Consider the following 20,589-nt stretch of genomic DNA (forward strand, 5'->3'; position numbering starts at 1 on the left):
CCTGCCCGTGGGCCTTTACAACGCGCAACCCGTTACGCGGTGCGTAGAATCCCCTTTCCCTCTCGTCCGTCGGAGTGTCATGTCCCGCCTGCTGCTCCTGCTCACCCTCGTCCTCGCCGCCCCCTCGGCCGCCCAGTCAGCCACCCCGTCGGCCCGCGCCCTCAATACCGAGGGGTTCCGCCTCTACCAGGACGGCAAGTACCCCGAAGCCCTCGAGAAGTTCGAGGCCGCTGCCCAGGCCGATCCCAAGCTCGCCCTCGCCCACTACAACGTGGCCGCCACCCTCGGCGTGCTGCGCAAGCAGGGGCAGATCTGCCCGTACTCGGCCCACCGGCAGACCATCCTCGAGCGGCTGAACACCTCCATCCAGTTGGATTCCCGCCGGCTCGCCCGCGCCAAGGAGGACGCGGACCTGGATCCCATCCGCGACACCCTCGGCTGGCAGAAGCTGCTGGGCCGCTCGCCCTCGCGCCAGGCCGATGTCCCCGAGCTCCTCCGCCGCGTCTCCTGGTTCTCCCCCGGTGAGGGCGTCTATGGCTCCACCCGTAAGCTCACCTTCCCCGATGGCAAGCGCGTCGTGCTCTGGCGCCGCATCATCGAGGACCCCACCCGCACCGAGGAGAAGACCGGCACGTACACCGTCAAGGGACGCACCATCACGTTGAAGTTCCCGGATCGGAAGCCCCTCAAGGGCACGATGAGCACTCGCGGAGTGCTTGAATTCGAGGAGTTGGGAACGTTCCAGGACTCTCCGTCCGAGTGCGAAGCCTAGGACGGATTGCTCTCGGAGCCCTCCCGGGGGACTTGGCGGTCGAGCCCCCCCTGCTCACCCTCCCTCCAGGAGGTACCGGGGGATGGTGCGACTCGCGGGGCGTCAGTGGGGATTGGTGGCCATGGTGGCGAGCACTCCGTTCCTGTTCGCCTTCCTGCTCGCGGCGTCCTCGCCAGGGCTCGTCGAGCCCGTACTCGGCACGGCGCTCGGTGGCGCGAGCTGGGGGCTCGCCGCGATCCTCGGACTCCTGGGTGGCGCAGTGTTCGCGGGCTGTCTGGGCGCGATCTCACGCTCGCCTGGAGTGACTGGATCGCCGATTCGCCGTGCGTTCGGGCTGGTGATCGCGACGAGCGTGCCGATGGGGCTGTGCATCGTCCCCGCGCTGTGTTTGACGCTCGCGGGGCCCGCACTCGCCGTACGTCTCGAGCGGGGTGTGGGGGTGGTTCGCGCGGAACGGTTCCACCCGGCCCGGGAGCTCGCGGAACGGCTCAGGTACCAGTTGCCCCACGTGCTTCCGCGTCTGCCTCGGCTGGGCGCGTGGTGACCCTCACCCCAACCCTCTCCCAGAGGGAGAGGGGGTAGACACGGGCTCAACCTGGGGTCCTGGCACCCTCACCCCGACCCTCTCCCGGAGGGCGAGGGAGGGATTCACAGCGGAGGATGGTTCCTCAGCTGCCTCTTCTTCAGGCGGCCTTGGTCTTCGCCGTGGCGCTCAGCGCGTACCAAGCCGTCCGGAACGCCTTCAGCTCGCGCAGACCGGCCGGATGACGGCCCAGGGCGGGCGCCACGGTGACGGGCAGACCGATCTTCTTCTCGATCACCTTCGCCGCGTTGAGCTCGTTCTTCCGCCGGTTCTCGCACTTCGGGCAGTCCGCCTTCGGACCCACCCGGTTCACCAGCACGCGCTCCACCTGCAGCTTGCGCTCCTTCAGGTACTCCACCAGCCGCTCGGTGCGCGCCGCCGCCAGCTCCTCACCCCTCGTCACCACCACGAAGCGCGACTCGTTCGGCGAGGCCAGCGCATCCTCGAAGCGCTTGATGTGCTTGAGGAACGCCGCCATGTCGTCGGCCAGCTCGCCCAGGCCCTTGGACTTGTACTTGGACAGCACCCCGTGCAGCGCCGTGAACCAGCCCTTGGCCGTGTCCGCCAGCTCCACCACGCGCATGGAATTCACCATGGGCGCCCCGTCCACTACAATCCGCTTGAAGCGCTCCTGCACCAGCGCGTCCGTCAGGCACGACATCGCCGCCAGCTCGTCGATGCCCGGAGGCGCCGCGTCCAGCAGGTTGCGGAACAACAGCAGATCCGTCGGAACCTCGTTGCCCGTCTTCGGCGCGCCCTCGAAGGCCTTCTCCGCCTTCTCCTTCCAGCGCTTGCGCAGGTTGCCGAACCACCCAGCTATGTCCAGCTCGCGCGCGTACAGGCCCTTGGTTCCCTTGACCTGCGTCTCCACGTCCGTCAGCCGGCTCTGCAGCACGTCCGACAGCGAGTGCGCCGGATCCGTGGAGATGAGGAGCACCGGCCCCTCCTTCTCCGTCAGCGTCACCGCCGCGGCCGCCGCGCACGAACTCTTCCCCACCCCGCCCTGACCCACGAAGAAGATCAGCCGCGTGGGAGGCAGCGGAGGCGCCGCGATCGGCGGCATCGACGGAGCGCGCACCAGGGCCGGCGGGCCCTCGGACGCGGCGAACTCCAGCGTCTTCGTCTCCTTGCCGCTCGCCCACTCCTTGGCGAAGGGCTTGAGCAACTCCAGGCCCTTCGGCGCCACCTCGCGCTTTTGCACCAGGTGCACCGGTACGTTCTTGTCCAGCGCCTGGTACTTGCGCACGTGCGGCGCTTGTAGTCCACGGCGGCCGAGGCAGGCCGTACAGCCTTCCTTGTCCTCCACCTGGTTGACCACCACCTCCACCACCGGAATGCCCCGCTCGCGCAGCTGCGCGAAGTACATGCGCGTCTGCGCCTCGGGCACCGGCTCGGCCAACGCCACCAGGTGGAAGGCCGAGCGCGCCGGATCCTTCAGCTGCGCCAGCAGCTTCTCCGCCTTCGCCGCGAACTCCTCGAGGAACACCTGCTCCTCCGAGGGCGCCGCCGCCTTCTTGCCCTTGCCAGCGGCCCGCTCCGCCCCGGCCTTCACGATGCCCAGGAACTTGCGCAGCCCCACCGGCATGTCGATCAGACGCAGCGTGTGGCTCGTGGGCGCCGTGTCCACCACCACCCGGTCGAACTCGCCGCTCTCGGCCAGCTCCACCACGTGCAGCAGGCCCAGCAGCTCCTCCAGCCCCGGCGTGGCCTGGCCGTACAGCTTGCCCAGATCCTCCTCCGACAGGTGCTGGCCCTTCACCGCCGCCTTCTGCAGCGCCGGCACGTACTTCGCCAGGAAACCCTTGGCCAGCGCGGCGGGCTCCACCTCCATCGCCCACACGCCCCCATCCGCCTTCGCCGCCTTCGCCGCCTTGCCCTTGCCCTTCGGCTCCGGCTTGGATTCCTTGGCGGCCGCCGCCTCGTCCTCCTCCACCTTCACCGGCTTCGCCGACAGCTTCTTCTCCAGCAGATCCGAGAGCGATCTCACCGGATCCAACGAGACGAGCAGCACCTTCTCCTTGGGCGCTTCATCCGCGAGCCGCAGCGCGTACGCCGCCGCGAGCGTGGTCTTGCCCACCCCGCCCTTGCCGCCGAAGAAGTGAAGAACTCGCGCGTCGCTCATGAAAACGTGGCCTTCCGTGACGCCCACGGGCGTGGCGGGTCTCCGTCCTATTCTGGACAACCGCGGAGCGGGCACACCGGAGGTGCTCCTGAGTAGGGAGCTGTGGCACCGGTTACCCCGTGGGTGTGTGTACCAGAAGGATCGCCCGCAGTGACCCTGTGAGTCAAGCGAAGACGGGCTATCCTACCCTGTGTTTCGCGCACCGCGTCATGCCTCGTTCTCATACGGAACATGCGCCCTGGCGCACGCTCTCCCGGTATCTGGACGTGGACCGGGAGTGCATGCTGGGCCAACCGCGCAGGTTGGCTCCGGAGCAGGTTCCGCCGAAGTAGGTAGGCAGCGGTGGGACGGCGATCAGCGGATTTCCGAGGTGTTGCCCAGAGAGGGGCCACCGTGGCTGGACAGGGTATTCGCCGGCTCCTTGCCACCCTGCTGACGCGCCTCGGCCGCGTACCGGTTGAGCTTGTTGTAGAGCGTCTTCTCGCTCACCCCGAGCACCTCGGCCGTCCGGGCCTTGTTGTTCCCGTTCCTCTGCAGGCTGCCGAGGATGTACTCGCGCTCCACCGCGTCGAGCGACAGCCCGTAGGGCAGGCGGAAGGTGTGGCGCTCGGGGCTCTTGCCCGCCATGTCGGGGGGCAGGTGCTCGCGCATGATGAGCTCGCCGTCGCAGAGGATCACCGCGCGCTCCACGGCGTTGCGCAGCTCGCGGATGTTGCCCGGCCACTCGTGGTTCTTGAGCGTCTCCATGGCGTCCGGGTGCACGCCCGTCACGCGCTTGGCCGAGTCCCCGCGGAACTTCTCCACGAAGTGCTGCACCAGGATGGGCACGTCGTCGCGGCGCTCGCGCAGGGGCGGCAGCTGGATCTGGAAGACGTTGAGGCGGAAGTAGAGATCCTCGCGGAAGCGCTTGGCCTCGATCTCCTTCTTGAGATCGCGGTTGGTGGCGCACAGCACGCGCACGTCCACCTCGAGCTCCACCTTGCCGCCCAGCCGCCGCAGCTTGCTCTCCTCGAGCACGCGCAGCAGCTTGGCCTGCAGCTCGATGGGGATTTCACCGAGCTCGTCCAGGAAGAGCGTGCCGCCGTGGGCCAGCTCGAAGACGCCGGGCCGGCGCTGATCCGCGCCCGTGAAGGCGCCCTTCTCGTGGCCGAAGATCTCCGACTCGATCAGCGTGGCGGGGATGGAGGCGCAGTTGATGGCGACGAAGGGCTTGTCGCGGCGCTGGGACAGGTTGTGGATGGAGCGCGCCACCACCTCCTTGCCCGTACCGGACTCGCCGGAGATGGCCACGCTCGCCTTGGAGGGGGCCACCTTCTCGATGAGCTCGAACACCTTGCGCATGGCCGTCGACTGGCCGATGAAGTCCGAGGAGCCGAGCTGCTTGAGGCGCCGGCGCAGACCCTGCACCTCGCGCATGGTCTCCTTCTTCTCCAGCGCCCGGTCGATGCAGACCTTCAGCCGCGCGGTGTCGAGCGGCTTGACGATGAAGTCATAGGCGCCCTCGCGGATGGCCTCCACCGCGGCGGTGATGGTGCCATGGCCGGTGAGGAGAACCACCGGACAGTCCGGCAGCTCATCGCGCAGGGCGCGCAGCAAACCGAGACCATCCGTCTCCGGCATCGCCAGGTCGGACAGGACCACGTCCGGGCGGAACTCGCCCGCCTTGCGCAGAGCGTCGTGCGCGTCGAACGCGGTCTCGACCTTGTGGCCCCAGGCGGTCAACATCTCCGCCAGCGCCTCGCACGTATCGCGCTCGTCGTCCACGGCCAGAATTCGCGCGCTGCCCACGTGAGTACCTCCAGACATCTAGAACAACTCGTGTAAGAGAAAGGTTGCGACCACCACTCGGTCTGGATCAGACGAGTGGGAAGGAAATCCGGCACATCCCCGCGCGCAGGTGCAGCTCCACGCCGAGCTGCGCACACCGCAGCTCCAGGGCCGCGGCCGCCTCCGGGGCGGTCTCCGCGGGGGAAGAGGAGGAATCCACCACCTCGAGCACGGCCCGGGACTCCTCGGCATGCACCGCCACCAGGACGTCCGCGCCCTGCTCCGAACGGCTGTAGGCCCGCATCAGCGCCTGCACCACCAGGAAGCCCAGCTCGCCAGTGTCCGACAGCCGCGCCCGCACGCCGGTGGAAATGGCCTGACGCACCTGGAGACGCCGCTTGCGGCTCTCGTGCGCCAACACGTCCAGGGCGCGCGTCACCGCCTCCGACAGGTCCGCGTCACCGGGCGCGCCCGGGCGGTGCACGATGAACTCGGCGAAGCGCCGGAGGATCCCATCCACGCGCTGGATCTGATCGCGCATGGCCTTGAGGTTCTTCTCCTGCGAGGGCGGAACCTGGCCCGTGTCGCCCTTCAACTTCTCGGACAGCACCTCCAGGTGGATGGAGAGTGCATTCAGGGGGTTGCGCACATCGTGCAGGAGGCTGTCCATCAGCGAGGGCACCGCACCGTACCGTGCGGCATCCACCACTGGGTCCACCCCTTCGCGCACCGAGGGCGCACTGCTGCTCGCAGCCGTGGAGTTGATCACGAAAGCTCCTAGAGATTGACCGGCGCCCTTCCTACCCGCCGCCCTGTCGCTGCGAGGATTTAGGGAGCCGCCCAAGTACCGTCAACCCTGGGGCGGTAATTCTTGCTGGCTGCGAGGAATTCCCACAACGAACCGTCGGCCACTCGGCTGTCTGGATGTCCCAGACAAGACGCTTCACTCGTACTGGGGTTCGAGTCCACGCGCCGTTCGTGCACCGGTCAACAGTGTGCGGGGAGTGATCAACGCCCGCCTGGCTGCTCCGCGGGGCCCGGCCCCACGAGTTCGATGTTCAGCCGGCCCGCGTACTCGAAGATGCGCGGATCACGGTAGAACTCACCGTAGACGATGCGGTGCACGCCCGCGTTCGCGATCAGCTTGAAGCACGGCCAGCAGGGGCTGGCGGTGGTGTAGAGCGTGGTGGGCTTGTCGCGCTCGCTGTCGATCCGCACGCCGTTCTTGGCCGCCTGGATGATGGCGTTGGCCTCGGCGTGGACGGTGGCCACACAGTGTCCGTTTTCCATCATATGGCCCACGTCACTGCAGTGGGGCAGGCCACGGATGGAACCGTTGTAACCGGTGGAGAGGATGGTCCTGTCGCGAACCAGGATCGCCCCCACGTGTTTCCTGTCGCAGGTGGCGCGGCTGGCCACCTGACGCGCGATGTCCATGAAGTACTGATCCCACGAGCTCCGGTCATTGCCCATGCGTGTCACCCCGCCTGCGGCGGATGTACCGTGGCGGGGCCCGCAGTCGAATTTCCGGCCGGAGCCGTGAGGATCAGCGGCTGGCGGTCTGCGAGCCGCCCGTGCCCGGGCCCTTCCCTGGAGCACCCTCGACGAGCAGCCGGCCGAAGCCCTTCTGCTGGAGGAAGAGGCGCACCTTGGCGCTGGGAGCGGCGAAGGTCTCGCCGGGCATGGGCACGTCGAAGCTGAAGTTCTGCTCGGCCACGGCGAAGCCCACCTTGGCGGTGCGGTAGCCCTCGACGATGGCGAGCAGCTTGCCGGACTCGAGGCTGAAGATGCCGCCGCCGGAAGCGCCGTAGCCGATGGCCGCGTCCGTCTTCACCATGCGCGGCGTCTTGCTCTCCTTGTCCCACTCCACGTGGGACACCATGCCACCGGAGAGCGACAGGGCCCGGCCGAAGGGCGAGGCGGCCACCACCACGTCATCGCCCAGCTCCAGCTCCGCGTCCGCGGCGAGCTGCGCGGGCCGCAGCGGCAGGCCTGGCACCTTGAGCAGCGCCAGGTCCATGTCCGGCACCGCGCCCGTGGCCACCACGTGCGCCTTGTACTCGGTGGAGTCGGCGCGATCGTCCACGATGGCGATGAGGTGCGGGTTCTGCAGATCGTCCATCTCCACCGCGTGCGCGTTGGTGATGACGTAGCTGACGAGCCCCTCGGGGGTCTGCTCGCTGCCGATGACCACGCCCGAGGCGGTGCGCCGGGCCTTGCCATCCTCGAGGATGGAGAGCCGGACGTTGTGGGGGAGGATCCGCTTCACCTGCTCCTTGCGCGTGGGCCGGGGAGTCAAGGCGCCCACCTGCTGCATCACCACCGGCGAGCCACCCGCCCCGCCAGTCCCCGCCGTCTCGGCGGGCGGAGGAGTCGGGGCGGCGGCGCAGGAGAGCATGGTGAAGAGGGCGGGCAGGCCCAGGGAGAAACGGTTCATCGACGCTCCGAGCAGGGAGGTGAAGGGAACAAAATCCCTCAACCTTTAAAGAGTCCCCATCATCCCCGCTGTAACGCGTTTTCGGAAAGCATCACGGCCAGCGGGCGCCCGGATGCCCGCTTGCTTCCGGGGAATCAGCCGTAGCGCTTCTTCATGAGGAAGAGGATGGCGTCCTTGGCGCAGTGCTCGCAGTAGCCGTAGCGCTCGTGCATCGTCTTGAGGGTGCTCTCCACCTGGGCCTGCTCGCGCGAGGACAGGGAGCCGCGCTCCTCGGAGAGGTACTTGAGGACGTTCTCCTTGTTGCGGCGCAGCACGCGCTTGCGCTCCTCGAAGTAGTGGTCGCGCAGGCGGCGGAACATGTCCGGGAAGATGCGCGGGTAGTCCATGTCCGCGTCCGGGTTGTCCAGCTTGTGCGCGCCGATCTGCGAGATGAGCCCACGGCGGTACTCGCCCGGATCCTCGCCCCGCGGCATGACGATGGCCTCCAGTTCCGCCATGCGCTGCTCGTCCGGGCGCTCCATGGCGCCGGTGATCCGGTTGCGGACCTTCTCGTTCTTCACCCAGTGGCTCACGTTGTAGACGTAGCGCTCCACCAGCTCACGGTACTGGCCCTCGGAGACGAGCCCCATCGACTCGCGCACCTCCTCGTCCACCCGGTCGAGGTACTCGGCCTCCACCGCGCGCACGAACTCCTCGTGATCGTGGTAGCCGTCCACCACCTCCTGCAGGAGGAACTCGTAGACGCTCTTGTCCTTGCAGATGGCCTCGAGCTCCTCGAGCACCGCCAGGGCGTTGAGGCACTTGTAGTCGGGGTTCTGCGCGGCGTTGAAGAGCGCCGTCTTGATCTCCCGGGCGCTGCTGCCGCTGCGGCCCTCGTAGTTGGGGTAGGCGTCGGACTCCTCGTACATGTCCGTGCGCAGCTTCCGCAGCTCCTTGCCGTGCGAGAGGCTGAGCCGATCCGGCACCACGCCCTCCTCGTACAGGTGCATCTTCTCCACCGGCGTCACCTGATCCACCAGCTCCTTCACCTCGGGCTGGTAGCGATCCGGGATGGGCTTCTTGAGGCGGGTGAGCACGGCCCACATGGCGGCCACCTCGGTGGCGTGCGGGGCCACGTGCTTGCCCACGGTGGTCGGAGTGATTTGGGCGTCGTAGACCTGCTGCTCCTGCTTGAAGCGGCGCAGGTAGGGCACGCGCACCAGCTCGATGCGGCCCTTGAAGGAGGCGAAGTCCGGCAGCTCCTTGAAGGCCCCCAGGTGCTTCTCGTTGGACGAGGCGATGAGCACCTCGTCGAGCTGCAGCACGAAGTGCTCCAGGGGCACCTGGGACGTCTCGCTGAAGCCCAGCAGGTACTTGAAGGCCTCCAGCGGACGCTTGAGGAGATCCGAGTACTCGATGAGGCCACGGTTGGCGTGCACCAGCGGGCCATGCGGCTCGAAGAGGGCTACGTTGTGGAGCGCGGGCGGGACGTTGAGCTGCGTGCGGTCCGCCGTCACCTGCTGGTACATGGCGTCCACGCTCATCTGCGGCTCCACCGTCACCGTGCCCACCTGGTAGCGGCGCGAGATGTAGAAGCGCTCGACGCGCACGTGGCGCAGCACCTGGAGGTAGTCGCCCTTGTAGTTGGACAGCAGCGCCGTGTAGATGCTGCGGCACTTGTGGCACAGCTCCCCGTGCACCATGTAGTCGGAGAGCACGAAGTCGCTGTCCCCCTGCCCGTCCCCATTGCCCAGGCCCTTCTTCTTCAGCGCGCCCTCGAGCAGGCGCTGGCGCTCGGAGGGCGGGACGACGAAGAGCGGGTGATCTCGCAGCTCGCAGGGGATGCGCACGTCGATGGACTCGGCGTCCAGGTGCGCGAAGGTGGACATGTCCCCGCCCGCGGAGGCCGCCGCCGCGGCCGAGGCCGCGCGCTCGCCGCCGAAGCCGATGGAGCCCTTGACGAGCTTCTCCGAGGGGAAGATCCAGCTGATGCGGTAGAGGGCCCCCTGGGGCTGGCGCGAATAGTCCTCCATGCCGGCCTTGAGCGCGTTGACGAGCGTGGACTTCGCGCTGCCGTTGGGCCCGTGCAGCATGATGAGCTTGTTGATGCGGCCAGCGCGCGTGAAGTTGCCGAGCAGCCGGTAGATGGCGTTCTGCACCTCCTCCTGGCCGGCGACACCGACGTGGCCATCCCGGTCGCTGGAGGAAACGTCGAAGACCTTGAAGCGGCGGATCTTCCCCGTGGGGTGCGACACCAGCTCCGTGCCGTAATGGTCCATCACGTCGCGCAGGTACTGGGCGGCGTTGCGCGACTGTCCCCGTGGATCGCCCATGAAGAGCGTGACGTACTCCTCGAAGGACAGGATGGAGCGATTCTTCACGAAGTCGTCGGACACCTGAGCGCCCACTTCCTGCAGGTATCGCTTGGCTTCCACGGGATGACTCCTCTGTGCTGTAGTTCAGGAACCCACTAACCACACCGGCCGGTCGCCGCCATGTCTCGCGCGGACCCCCCGGAACTTTCCCCTCGGGGAGCGGGATGTCCAGGGCTCTTCTTTCCGTTGTGTTGTTGGCAGTGCTCTCCGCCTGCCCGCCTACCTCGACGACGCCGTGCGACACGGACTCGGACTGTCCCGACGGCCGCTGCCGTCTGGGCGGATGTGGCCCGATCTGTCTGGATGATACCGAATGCGGAGGCCGGCAGGTGTGCGCGGGAGGCTCGTGCGCTCCCCGTCCCGAGTGCACCCAGGCCACGGACTGCGCCGAGGGCTTCGCCTGCACGGAAGGCCGTTGTCAGTGTGGCTCGGACGCGGCCTGTGCCGCCAACCAGTCCTGCCGTGATGGCCGGTGTGTGACGGCCGCGGCGTGTACCTCGGCGGCCGACTGCCCGGCCGGACAGCGCTGCGAGGTCGTCCAGGGCGTGTGTCAGGCCCCCTGTGCCCAGGCCACGGACTGTGCTCCCGGGGTGGATCCGCGCGTGGCCTCGCTGCTCTACGTGTGCCAGGCGGGTGACTGTCTGCGTCAGTGCCTGAATGATCAGCTCTGCGGCGCGGGCTTCATCTGCGAGGCCGGGACGTGCGCCCGAGCCGGGTGCGCCACGCGGGCCGACTGCCCCTCGGGCCAGTACTGCACCAGCGCCACCGCGGGCCGCTGCCTCGAGTACCAGGTCTGCGGTTCCAACGCGGAATGTGGCCCCAACACCGAATGCCGGGCCTTCACCTCGGGCACCTGTCCCCCTGGCTTCGACTGCGCGACGAAGATCTGCCAGGAGCTGCCGCGCTGCCTGCTGGACTCGGACTGCTCCGGCGCCGCGTATTGCCGGGACTCGCACTGCCAGCCGGGCGCCGTGTGCACGGACAGCAGCCAGTGCGCCTCGGGCTTCACCTGTGTGGCGAGCCGGTGCGTGCCGGGCGGCTGCCGGGGTCATGCCGACTGTGCCTCGGGCGAGGCCTGCACGGATGGCGCCTGCCGCCCCGCGCCTCCAGCGGCCAACATCGTCTCCATCGCCCTGACTCCCCGGGTGGCCACGCTCGTGGTCGGTGACACCACGCGGCTCTCGCTGGTGGCCTTCACGCTGGACGGCGCCAGCTTTCCCCTCGCGGAAGGAAACTTCTCCGCGCTGGATTCGAGCGGCTCGCCCAGCGGCGCGGTGACGGTGTCGTCCTCGGGCCTGGTGACGGCCGTGTCCGCCGGAACGGTGCGCGTGCAGGCACGGCCCGCGGGCGCGGCGGTGTCTCCCCAGGAGGCCACCCTCACCGTGTTGCCCGCCCTGGAAAGCGGCCGGCGGCTCATCGTGGTGGAGGCGGCTTCCCGGCGTCCGATCGCCGGAGTGGAGGTGCTCGGCTGTGAGGCGCCGCCCGCCTCCGGCCCCTGCCCCGCTCCCGTCACGGTGACGACGGATGCGGCCGGCGTGGCCCTCTTCCCTGGATTCATCGGCGCCACCGCCAGCTTCTCCGCCGCCTCGGGCGAGCTCCGAGCGGACGGGCGCCCCCGGTACGATCGGGTCTCCGTGGTCTCCACGCCCGCGCGCGACGTGCTGCTGCCGCTCTGGGAGAACCCCGTCCACGGCGCCGCCGGCTTCAACGCGGGCATCAGCTTCAACGAGGTGCATTCCTCCGGCGAGCTGTCGCTCGGTGTCTCGGTGCTGTCCGCTGGCGATCCGACGGCGGTGGACCTCTCCAACCTCTTCGGGGAGAGCTTCCTCGTTCCCCTCCCCGGCCTCACCCAGCGCATCCCCGTTCCCGGGAGCGTGGTGGCGTCCGCGTCCCTCGGACTGGCGGGGAACACGGAGCTCAAGACGCGCTCGTATGGACTGGGACAGGCCGGGCGCCGCACCGCGGTGGCCTTCGCCGGCAAGCTGCCGCTCTCCCGGGCCACGAACCTCCGCGCCACGGATCTGCTCGCCTACACCGGCGCGATGGACTACGCCCTCCAGGCCTTCACCTCCATCACCCACCTGCCCTACGCGCCGGACGAGACGGACCTCGATGGGGATGGCCTGTGCTCGGACACCACGCGCTGCACGGGCAGCGAGGATCTCCCGGCCTACAGCCGCTTCACCGGCCTCACCCACCGTCCCCGCCGCGAGCAACTCCGCCGCACGGAGGTGGTGCTTCCGAATCTGCCCTCCGGGTTCGACACGGCCGTGATCGCCGCCGTGGAGCTCTCCTCCGAGGCGGGGGTCATGCCCGTGGGGCTCGCCTCCCAGACGGCCGGAGCGGCTCAGCCGGATGGAAGCCGGCCCGTTCCGCCGGTGCTGCTGCGCAGTGGTGCCCCGTACGGAGGGGCCGAGGCGGGCACACCCGGAGTGTGGGCGTTCGCGGCTTCCGCCACGTCGGGGGCCTCCGTGAGCGGGAGCATCGTCCGTGCGGCGTCGCTTCCCACCCGCGTCTCCGTGCCCGCCTTCCTGCCCTTGCCCACCGCCGCCTACACCCCCGCGAGCCGCACCCTCACCCCCTCCGTGACGAGCTGGAACGCCCTGGCCGGAGCGGGCGCGGGGCTCGCCCGGGTGACGCTCACCGGCGCCCAGGGGCGGCACGTGATGTTCTTCGCGCTGGTCTCGGGTGGAGCGGCCATCCGGGTGCCGGACTCGCCCACCGGGGCGAGCGCGGATCCCGCGGGGGAGACCGGGGTGTCGCTGGAGATCGCCGCACTGCGGCTGGCCCCTGGGGTGTCGGCCGAGGGCCTCCTGGATACTCCCGGGGTGAACCTGCTCCAGTTCCCCGTCGTGCTGGACGCCTACTCTCGCTCGCGACCCCAGTGAAGTTGCACTAACCTCGCGAGTTGATAAGCCGAGTCTCCCCCTTCCCCCGGAGTTCACGCGAGATGCACAAGGATCCCATCATCGGCATCGACCTCGGCACGACCAACTCGTGCGCCGCGATCGTCGAGGACGGTGGGAACGTGAAGCTCATCCCCTACAAGGGCGGCGAGTACACCATCCCCTCCATCTTCGCGATCGACGACAAGGGCAACGAGTTGATCGGCTACGAGGCCAAGCGCCAGTGGCAGCTCAACCCGAAGAACACCATCTACGGCTCCAAGCGTCTGGTCGGGCGCGGCTACAAGAGCGACATCGTCGACGCGATGAAGAAGGTCGTGGCGTACTCGGTGCGCCCCGGCAAGAAGAACGACGTCGTCCTGGACGTGGGCAAGAAGGAGTTCTCCCTCCAGGAGATCAGCGCCAAGATCCTCAACAAGATCCGGGATGTCGCCGCCAACTACCTGAAGACGCCCATCAGGCGCGCGGTGGTGACGGTGCCGGCCTACTTCAACGACCGGCAGCGCCAGACGGTCAAGGAGGCGGGCAAGCTCATCGACCTCGAAGTGGTCCGCATCATCAATGAGCCCACCTCCGCGGCCCTGGCGTACGGCGCCGGCAAGGGCGTGAACAAGAAGGTGCTCGTCTACGATCTGGGCGGCGGCACCTTCGACGTCTCCATCATCGAGATCCGTGACCGCATCTTCGAGGTGAAGGCCACCGGCGGTGACGTGTTCCTGGGCGGCATCGACTTCGACAACGCCATCATCCACCACGTCCTGACGGACTTCGTGTCGAAGACGGGCATCGACCTGGCCACGGATCCGGTGGCCATGCAGCGCATCAAGGATCTGGCCGAGCGGACGAAGATCGATCTCTCGGCGCGCGACGATGTGCAGTTCAACATCCCCTTCATCACGATGACGGCGCAGGGCCAGCCGCTGAACATCGAGATGAAGTTCACGCGCAAGATGCTGGAGAAGCTGACGAACCACCTGGTGGATCGCACGCTCCAGATGGTGGCGCGGGTGCTGGTGGACTCGGGGCTGAGCACCAAGGACATCGACGAGGTGCTGCTGGTGGGTGGGCAGACGCGCATGCCCATCGTGCAGGACCGGTTGACGAAGTTCTTCGGCAAGAATCCGAGCAAGGGCGTCCACCCGGACGAGGCCGTGGCCGTGGGCGCGGCGCTGTACGCCAAGTCGCTGGAGGACAACTCGAGCATGAAGCTGCAGTTGCTCGATGTGATTCCGATGGCGATCGGACTGGAGCGGGCGGGCGGAGCGTTCCACACGGTGTTCCCCCGCAACGCGCCGATTCCGAACGCCAAGCAGGTGGTGGCCACCACGAGCATGGACAACCAGACCGAGCTGGCCATGCGCATCTTCCAGGGCGACCACGAGATGGTCGCGAAGAACGACATGCTGGGCGAGTTCACCTTCTCGGGAATCCGCCCTGCCCGAGCGGGCACGGTGCAGGTGGAAATCACCTTCGACGTGAACGTGGAAGGCATCCTCACCATGCGCGCGAGGGACCCGGCCACCGGCCGCGAGATGAAGACCACGGTGCGGGTGAGCTGAACCCTGGTTCTGGTGCCTGACTGCGCGCACGTGTCCCCCGCGCGCCTGCTTCTCTCCGCGCCTGTTGCCCCTCCGCGCCTATTTCCCCTCTCCCCCCGGGAGAGGGACGGGGTGAGGGTTCGTGCTCATCTGGTTCCAGATCCGTGTGAGCACGGCCTCCGTCTCCTGCAGCACCTCCCGATTCGAGAACCGCAGCACCGTCAACCCGTGGGCTCCCAGGAACGCCGTGCGCTCCGCGTCCCGAGCCTGCTGTTCCGGCCGCGCGTGACCGTCCCCATCCAACTCGAGCACCAGCTTCGCCTCGTGCGAGTAGAAGTCGAGGATGTACGGACCGAACTGGTGCTGACGCCGGAACTTCACTCCCACCAGCCGACGGGCCCGCATCAGTCTCCACAGCAGGGACTCGGCATCCGTGGTGTCCACTCGGAGCCGCCGACACAGCGCGAGCAACCCGAGTCGATCCAGTTCACCGTGTGACGATCTGTACACGCACCCTCACCCCGTCCCTCTCCCGAGGGGAGAGGGGAAATTGAGGCGAAAGTGGCACAGGGAAGATGGCTCCAGCCATCCAAATGAAAAAGCCCCCGTGCCTCGGTGGGCAACGGGGGCTTTTCTACGTGGCGAGGGCTACGCCGACTTCTTCTCCTTCTCCATCACCAGCTGGGGCGGCTCGTGCTTGGTCACCACGGTCTCGGTGATCTTGCACTCCTTCACCCCATCCCGGTACGGGACGTCGTACATGATGTCCAGCATCGCGTCCTCGAGGATGGCTCTCAGGCCACGCGCTCCGGAGTTGCGCCGCATCGCCTCCTTCGCGATCGCCTTCAGCGCCTCCTTCGTGAAGGTCAGCTTCACCTTCTCCATCTCGAAGAGCTTCTGGTACTGCTTGATCAGCGCGTTCTTCGGCTGCGTGAGGATCGTGATCAGATCCTCTTCCTTCAGGTCGTTCAGCGTCGCCACCACCGGCAGACGGCCGATGAACTCGGGAATCATCCCGAACTTCATCAAGTCCTCCGGCTCGACCATCGCCAGCAGCTCGCCCACGCTGCGCTCTTCCCGGTGGGTGATCTTCGCCCCGAACCCCAGGCCCTTCTCACCCACCCGGCGCTTGATCACTCCATCGATGCCGTGGAACGCGCCGCCGCAGATGAACAGGATGTTCGTCGTATCAACCTGCACGTACTCCTGCTGGTTGTACTTCTTCCCACCCCGCGGCGTCACATTCGCCCGCGTTCCCTCGATGATCTTCAAGAGCGCCTGCTGCACACCCTCGCCACCCACGTCACGCGTGGCGCTCGGCGTGTCACCCTTGCGCGCGATCTTGTCGATCTCGTCGATGTAGACGATTCCCCGCGCCGCCTTCTCCACGTCGTAGTCCGCGTTGTGGAGCAGGTTCTGGATGATGTTCTCGACGTCCTCACCCACGTAGCCCGCCTCGGTGAGGCTCGTGGCGTCCGCGATGGTGAAGGGCACGTTGAGGAAGCGCGCCAGCGACTGCGCCAGCAGCGTCTTGCCGCTTCCCGTCGGGCCCACCAGCAGGATGTTGCTCTTGCTGAGCTCCACATCCTCCGAACCCGAGGGCTTCATCCCAGGTCGAGGCCGTGCCGTCGGCTTCTTCTGGTAGATGCGCTTGTAGTGGTTGTACACGGCAACGGAGAGGACCTTCTTCGCCTGGTCCTGCCCGATGACGTAATCATCGAGGAACGCCTTGATCTCCATCGGCGTCGGCAAGCTGACCTGCGGCTTGCCCTCCTCGCGCTCGTTCTCGTCCGCGATGATGTCGTTACACAGCTTGATGCACTCGTCGCAGATGTAGACCGTCGGGCCCGCGATGAGTTTGCGGACCTCGCGCTGCGACTTGCCGCAGAACGAGCAGGACAGGTTGACGTGGTGCTCCTTCTTCACTGCCGCCTCCGAGTTCACCGACCCCGGTTCCCCGGAGCCTACCTAGCCGACACCCTCACCACACCCTATTTGCCTGGCTGCCCACGTCTCGAACAGCCGTCCGACAAAATATAGGCTCCGGTTGAATCCGCAGGAAGCCCATCTCGGATGTGTCGACCGGCGGGCTGTGCACCGCCGGACGAGGTCAGCGTTGAGTAACACTCGTTCAGGCGTCATTCACGCCCGAAGCGAGCTCCTCCAGGTCCTCGGCCAGGGTGCCCGCCCGCTCGGCAATGGCATGAGGTACCCGGCGACACCCGGACACCTCGGCGGCCAGCTTCCGAGCCATCTGCGCCAGCTTTCTCACCTGCTGGCTCTCCGGGGGGGGCTCCGGGGGCGGCTTCGGGAACCGCTCCACGAACTCCTTCTTCAGCTCGTTGGCCGGCTTCTCCGCGTTCCAGATACTGTCACGCAGTGAACGATACTCCTGCGGAGACAGCTGTCCACGCTCTTCCGCGTCCGCCAGGACCTCGATGACCTCGAAGGGGGGCGCCTTCTCGGGGAAGTCCGGCTGGGACACCTCCTCGGGGGCCTCGTGCTTGGCCAGGAAGCTGAACGATCGCGTCAGCTTCAGCACCGTCTGCTTCTTGATGTGCAGCTCCTTCAGGGCGTACGCCTCGAAGGAGTTGTACCCCCAGGCCTCCCACAGGTTCTCGTCCCGCACCTGCACCAGCAGCTTGCCCAGCTCGGCCCAGGTGGACTTGAAGCGCTTGGCCGCCACCAGGACGGTGTGGCGGAAGGTCCCCGGGGGCACGGAGGCGGCCTTCTTCTCAATGTCGATTTCAGCGGCGGTCACCATGCCCACCTGTATCGGGCAGGAAAACCGGGGGGGCAAAAAACCAGCCTGCTACATCCTACATCTACCCCTCATTTCTTACCGATGGTGAACGCCAGGTTCACCGTCGCCCGCTCGCCCTTGTAGGGCTTGAAGGGCCACTTCTTCATCTCGCCCAGCAGGCAGTCGAAGAGCGGTCCCTTCTTCAGCTGCGGATGGTCCACCCACAGCTGCGCCACCCGGCCGTCGTTGCCGATGGTGAACTCGAGCGGCACCTTGGCGGCGAAGCCCGGACGGCGCTCGGCCTCCTCCTTGAAGCACCGGTAGAGCGTGCTCTGGCTCTGCTTCACCACCTTGTTGATGGAGGCCTGGTCGTAGTTGACCTCCGTGGAGAGGCCATCCGAGTCCGTGATCACCTTGCCCGTCGGGCGCCCACCCGTGGGACGGCGATCCGGCTTCGACACCGACGCCGAGGCCACCTTCTCCGGCTTGTTGTCCGGTTTGGTCTCCGGCTTGTCCGGCGCCGTCTCGGGGGGCTTGATGGGAGGCCGCTCCGCCGTCTGCTGCTTCGGCTCGCCGGGGTACTCGAACAGCTCCTCGGGCCGGGAGGGCTTCGCCACGGTGATGACCGGCGTGGACACCTCGATGGAAAGCTCGTCCCGCTTGACGCCCGGCAGGTACACCGACGAGTAGCGGGCGATCTGCCACGCCCCCGCTCCCAACCCGCCGAGCACCACCGCCGCCACGGCCGCCGCGAACAGCTTCTGGCGCAACCGCCGCGCGCGCAGTGCCCGGGCCTCGGCCTCGACGCGCTGCTTCGCCGCCGCCTTGGACACGTGCAACTTGAAGGCGTCCAACTCCTCGAGCTTGCGGAAGCCGCTCGGGCCGGTGGCGGAGACTTCCGTCTTCCCGGTCACCTGCCCCGCGTACAGCTTCTCCACCAGTTGGTGGCCGGTCAGGGGACCGAGGACGAGATCCCCCTGGCGGTAGAGCCATTGGGTATCGAGCTGTTCCCTTTCGGGATCATGGAGGTCTTGTGCGGCCGACATGGGCCGGGAAGTATCCCAGGCCGCGCGGGCCACCACAACGCCCCTTCCACTCCCTTCCGCTCGCTCCCTCGACCGTCCGTGAAAAGAACCCCCGCCGCCCTGTGGATCTGGTACCGCGGTACCCACTTCCGTGGCTACCAGCGCCAGCCTGAAGGTCCCACCGTCCAGGAGACCCTCGAGGCCTCACTCCGCAAGGCCGGTGTCCCCTACACCGTCATGGGCGCCGGCCGCACCGACCGCGGCGTCCACGCCCGCATGCAGGTGGTCAGTGTCCGGCTGCCTCCCTGCTACACCTCGGAGATGCTGTCCGAGCGGCTCCCACCCCATGTCCCGCCGGATCTCGGCCTGTGTGTCGCCCGGCGGCCGCCCGATGGCTTCCATGCCCAGTGGAGCGCCGTGGGGAAGGAGTACCGCTACCGCATCCAGCTCGGCGGCACCGTCTCCGAGCCCTGGCGGCCCTTCGTCATGGAGCCCTCCGCCGAGCCCCGGCTCATGGAGGGCACCGCGTTGAAGCCCGAGCGCGTCGCGGAGTTGCTCGGCGCCGCCGTGGGCTGCCGCGACTTCCGCGCCTTCCACGAGAACTCCAGCCTGTGCAAACCCCGCACCCTGGAGTCCGCCACCCTGCACGAGCTCGGCAATGGCCTCTTCGAGGCCCGGCTCAGAGGTGATGGGTTCGGGCGCTACCAGGTGCGCTACCTCGTGGGCTCCACCCTGCTCACCGCCGCGGGCGTCCTCTCCGAGGAGCTCTTCCGCTCCGCACTCGACAGGGGCACCTCCATCCCCGGCCTCAAGGCCCCGGCTCAGGGACTCCTGCTCTGGGAGGTGCTCTACCCGCCCGCCGTGGATCCGTTCCCCGCCGAGGAGCGGGCCCGCGCCCCGGGTCTCCCCCTGGCGCCTCCCTTCTCCCTCCCGGCCGGCTCGGATTCCGCGGCCGCCGCCTAGTCGACCAGGCGATCCTCGTACTTCGTCAGCAGATCCGAGATCGCCTCGCGCAGGTACTCGCTCTGGCGGATCCTCGTCGAGCGCGACAGCTCCTTCAGTGCATCGAGCTTCTCGCGGTTGAGACGGAACACCACCGAGGTGAGGCGAGGATTCATGTCCATGTGCGTTGTCTCCTACAGGTGCGCACAAAGTCTCACAGACGCATCGGATCGCAAGAAAATCCCCGTACCCGTTGGATCATGTGGGGATCGGCTGGGATCAGAATCGGATCACGGGCCGCCCGCGCACGCCGCGCTCTGCTCTAAGGCGGATCCGCGCGTGGATCCAAATTCCGGCTGTAATTACGGGGGGTAAGCACGGGTGCGAGATACCCTCACCCCGACCCTCTCCCGGCGGGCGAGGGGTGGTATCCGCGGATCTGAATGGGATCAGCGGGGGGATCAGCGCTGGATCAGCTTTGGATCACCTGGTGGATCAGGTTTCAGCTCACCACGGGCAGCGGATGGGCATCCACGGGCTTCTGGATTCCCGCCGCCTCGTTCATCCGCCCCGATCGGAACGGCTCCAGGTCCAACGCCACGAACTTGAACCCCAGCGCCTTCAGCGCCTTGTCCACCTCGCGCCGCAGCTCCGCCGACAGGAAGCGCTCGTACTCCTCCGCCGCCAGCTCGATGCGCGCGATCTCGTCGTGGTAGCGCACCCGGAACTGCCGGAAGCCCCTCTTGCGCAGCTCCGACTCCGCCCCGGCGATCTGGAACAGCCGCTCCCGCGTCACCGACGTGCCGTACGGAATCCGCGACGCCAGACACGCCATCTGCGGCTTGTCCCACGTGGGCAGCCCCAGCGCGTGGCTCCACGCCCGGATCTCCTCCTTCGTCAGCCCCGCCTTCGCCAACGGCGACTGCACCGCGTGCTCCTTCGCCGCCTGGTGCCCCGGCCGGTGATCCTTGAAGTCGTCCGCGTTGAAGCCGTCCAGCACCACCTCCAGCCCCAGCTCCTTCCGCTTCGCCTCGCAGAGGTCGTACAGCTCCGTCTTGCAGAAGTAGCAGCGGTTGGTCGGGTTGGCCGCGTAGCTCGGGTTGGCCAGCTCGTCGCTCGACACCACCACGTGCCGCGCCCCCAGCTTCGCCGCCAGCTCCCGCGCCTCCCGCTCCTCCTCCGGCGCCACCGACGCCGACAACGCCGTCAACGCCAGCGCCCGCTCCCCCAGCTCCTCCACCGCGATCTTCAGCACGAACGTGGAGTCCACCCCGCCCGAGAACGCCACCAGCGCCGAGCCGTGCGCGCGCAACGCGGCACGCATCGCGTCCAGCTTGGGGCGGGAGGAGTCACACAGGGCCTGGATCCGCTCGGGGGTCAGCATGGGGGCACCTCTATAA

General features: G+C 67.8%; 17 protein-coding genes. 5 read left to right on the top strand and 12 right to left on the bottom strand.

The window, feature by feature from the left end; translation table 11 throughout:
• Nucleotides 1-79 precede the first annotated feature (79 nt).
• Nucleotides 80-772, top strand: a complete 693-nt coding sequence (locus tag BO221_RS22100) for a tetratricopeptide repeat protein (protein ID WP_073562474.1) — start codon at nucleotides 80-82, stop codon at nucleotides 770-772.
• An 82-nt stretch (nucleotides 773-854) separates the two neighbouring features.
• Nucleotides 855-1,316, top strand: coding sequence for a hypothetical protein (locus tag BO221_RS22105; RefSeq protein ID WP_073562475.1), 462 nt, complete (start codon nucleotides 855-857; stop codon nucleotides 1,314-1,316).
• Nucleotides 1,317-1,455: 139 nt separating this feature from the next.
• Here BO221_RS22105 and BO221_RS22110 read toward each other — a convergent pair whose 3' ends face one another.
• From BO221_RS22110 to BO221_RS22135, 6 genes are all read right to left on the bottom strand, one after another.
• Complete coding sequence (locus BO221_RS22110; protein WP_073562476.1) at nucleotides 1,456-3,477, bottom strand: ArsA family ATPase; 2,022 nt, start codon at nucleotides 3,475-3,477, stop codon at nucleotides 1,456-1,458.
• Between the two features lie 354 nt (nucleotides 3,478-3,831).
• Complete coding sequence (gene nla6 / locus BO221_RS22115; protein WP_073562477.1) at nucleotides 3,832-5,265, bottom strand: enhancer binding protein Nla6; 1,434 nt, start codon at nucleotides 5,263-5,265, stop codon at nucleotides 3,832-3,834.
• 67 nt (nucleotides 5,266-5,332) lie between these two features.
• Entirely contained in the window at nucleotides 5,333-6,013 is a 681-nt protein-coding gene (locus tag BO221_RS22120; RefSeq protein ID WP_073562478.1) for a histidine kinase dimerization/phospho-acceptor domain-containing protein, read from the bottom strand.
• 239 nt (nucleotides 6,014-6,252) lie between these two features.
• Nucleotides 6,253-6,717, bottom strand: a complete 465-nt coding sequence (locus BO221_RS22125; protein WP_073562479.1) for a cytidine/deoxycytidylate deaminase family protein — start codon at nucleotides 6,715-6,717, stop codon at nucleotides 6,253-6,255.
• A 73-nt stretch (nucleotides 6,718-6,790) separates the two neighbouring features.
• Complete coding sequence (locus BO221_RS22130) at nucleotides 6,791-7,681, bottom strand: serine protease (protein ID WP_073562480.1); 891 nt, start codon at nucleotides 7,679-7,681, stop codon at nucleotides 6,791-6,793.
• A gap of 134 nt (nucleotides 7,682-7,815) precedes the next feature.
• Entirely contained in the window at nucleotides 7,816-10,095 is a 2,280-nt protein-coding gene (locus BO221_RS22135; RefSeq protein ID WP_073562481.1) for a PrkA family serine protein kinase, read from the bottom strand.
• A 269-nt stretch (nucleotides 10,096-10,364) separates the two neighbouring features.
• Between BO221_RS22135 and BO221_RS22140 the strand changes: the two genes are divergently transcribed.
• Together BO221_RS22140 and BO221_RS22145 are read left to right on the top strand one after the other, a co-directional pair.
• Entirely contained in the window at nucleotides 10,365-12,923 is a 2,559-nt protein-coding gene (locus tag BO221_RS22140; RefSeq protein ID WP_073562482.1) for a hypothetical protein, read from the top strand.
• A 62-nt stretch (nucleotides 12,924-12,985) separates the two neighbouring features.
• Complete coding sequence (locus BO221_RS22145) at nucleotides 12,986-14,500, top strand: Hsp70 family protein (protein ID WP_073562483.1); 1,515 nt, start codon at nucleotides 12,986-12,988, stop codon at nucleotides 14,498-14,500.
• A gap of 78 nt (nucleotides 14,501-14,578) precedes the next feature.
• On the opposite strand, the gene BO221_RS22150 is transcribed toward BO221_RS22145, so the two are convergent.
• From BO221_RS22150 to BO221_RS22165, 4 genes are all read right to left on the bottom strand, one after another.
• Entirely contained in the window at nucleotides 14,579-14,950 is a 372-nt protein-coding gene (locus tag BO221_RS22150) for an endonuclease domain-containing protein (RefSeq protein ID WP_198956158.1), read from the bottom strand.
• Between the two features lie 177 nt (nucleotides 14,951-15,127).
• Nucleotides 15,128-16,405, bottom strand: coding sequence for an ATP-dependent Clp protease ATP-binding subunit ClpX (clpX, locus tag BO221_RS22155; RefSeq protein WP_043395463.1), 1,278 nt, complete (start codon nucleotides 16,403-16,405; stop codon nucleotides 15,128-15,130).
• A gap of 205 nt (nucleotides 16,406-16,610) precedes the next feature.
• The gene (locus BO221_RS22160; protein WP_043395457.1) at nucleotides 16,611-17,243 is read right to left on the bottom strand and encodes a hypothetical protein; all 633 of its coding nucleotides are present in this window, start codon (nucleotides 17,241-17,243) and stop codon (nucleotides 16,611-16,613) included.
• A 68-nt stretch (nucleotides 17,244-17,311) separates the two neighbouring features.
• Complete coding sequence (locus BO221_RS22165) at nucleotides 17,312-18,268, bottom strand: AgmX/PglI C-terminal domain-containing protein (protein WP_233166207.1); 957 nt, start codon at nucleotides 18,266-18,268, stop codon at nucleotides 17,312-17,314.
• A gap of 78 nt (nucleotides 18,269-18,346) precedes the next feature.
• Between BO221_RS22165 and BO221_RS22170 the strand changes: the two genes are divergently transcribed.
• Nucleotides 18,347-19,210, top strand: a complete 864-nt coding sequence (locus tag BO221_RS22170; protein ID WP_073562485.1) for a tRNA pseudouridine(38-40) synthase TruA — start codon at nucleotides 18,347-18,349, stop codon at nucleotides 19,208-19,210.
• Here the strand turns inward: BO221_RS22170 and BO221_RS22175 are convergent.
• Both BO221_RS22175 and larE read right to left on the bottom strand, forming a co-directional pair.
• Nucleotides 19,207-19,371: a ribbon-helix-helix domain-containing protein gene (locus BO221_RS22175; RefSeq protein ID WP_073562486.1), complete on the bottom strand. Its 165-nt coding sequence runs from the start codon at nucleotides 19,369-19,371 to the stop codon at nucleotides 19,207-19,209. The two genes, BO221_RS22170 and BO221_RS22175, sit on opposite strands and share 4 nt — an antisense overlap.
• Nucleotides 19,372-19,691: 320 nt before the next feature.
• Nucleotides 19,692-20,573, bottom strand: coding sequence for an ATP-dependent sacrificial sulfur transferase LarE (gene larE / locus BO221_RS22180; protein WP_073562487.1), 882 nt, complete (start codon nucleotides 20,571-20,573; stop codon nucleotides 19,692-19,694).
• Between the last annotated feature and the right edge of the window lie 16 nt (nucleotides 20,574-20,589).

The organism is Archangium sp. Cb G35 (assembly GCF_001896145.1).
Classification (GTDB): domain Bacteria; phylum Myxococcota; class Myxococcia; order Myxococcales; family Myxococcaceae; genus Archangium; species Archangium violaceum.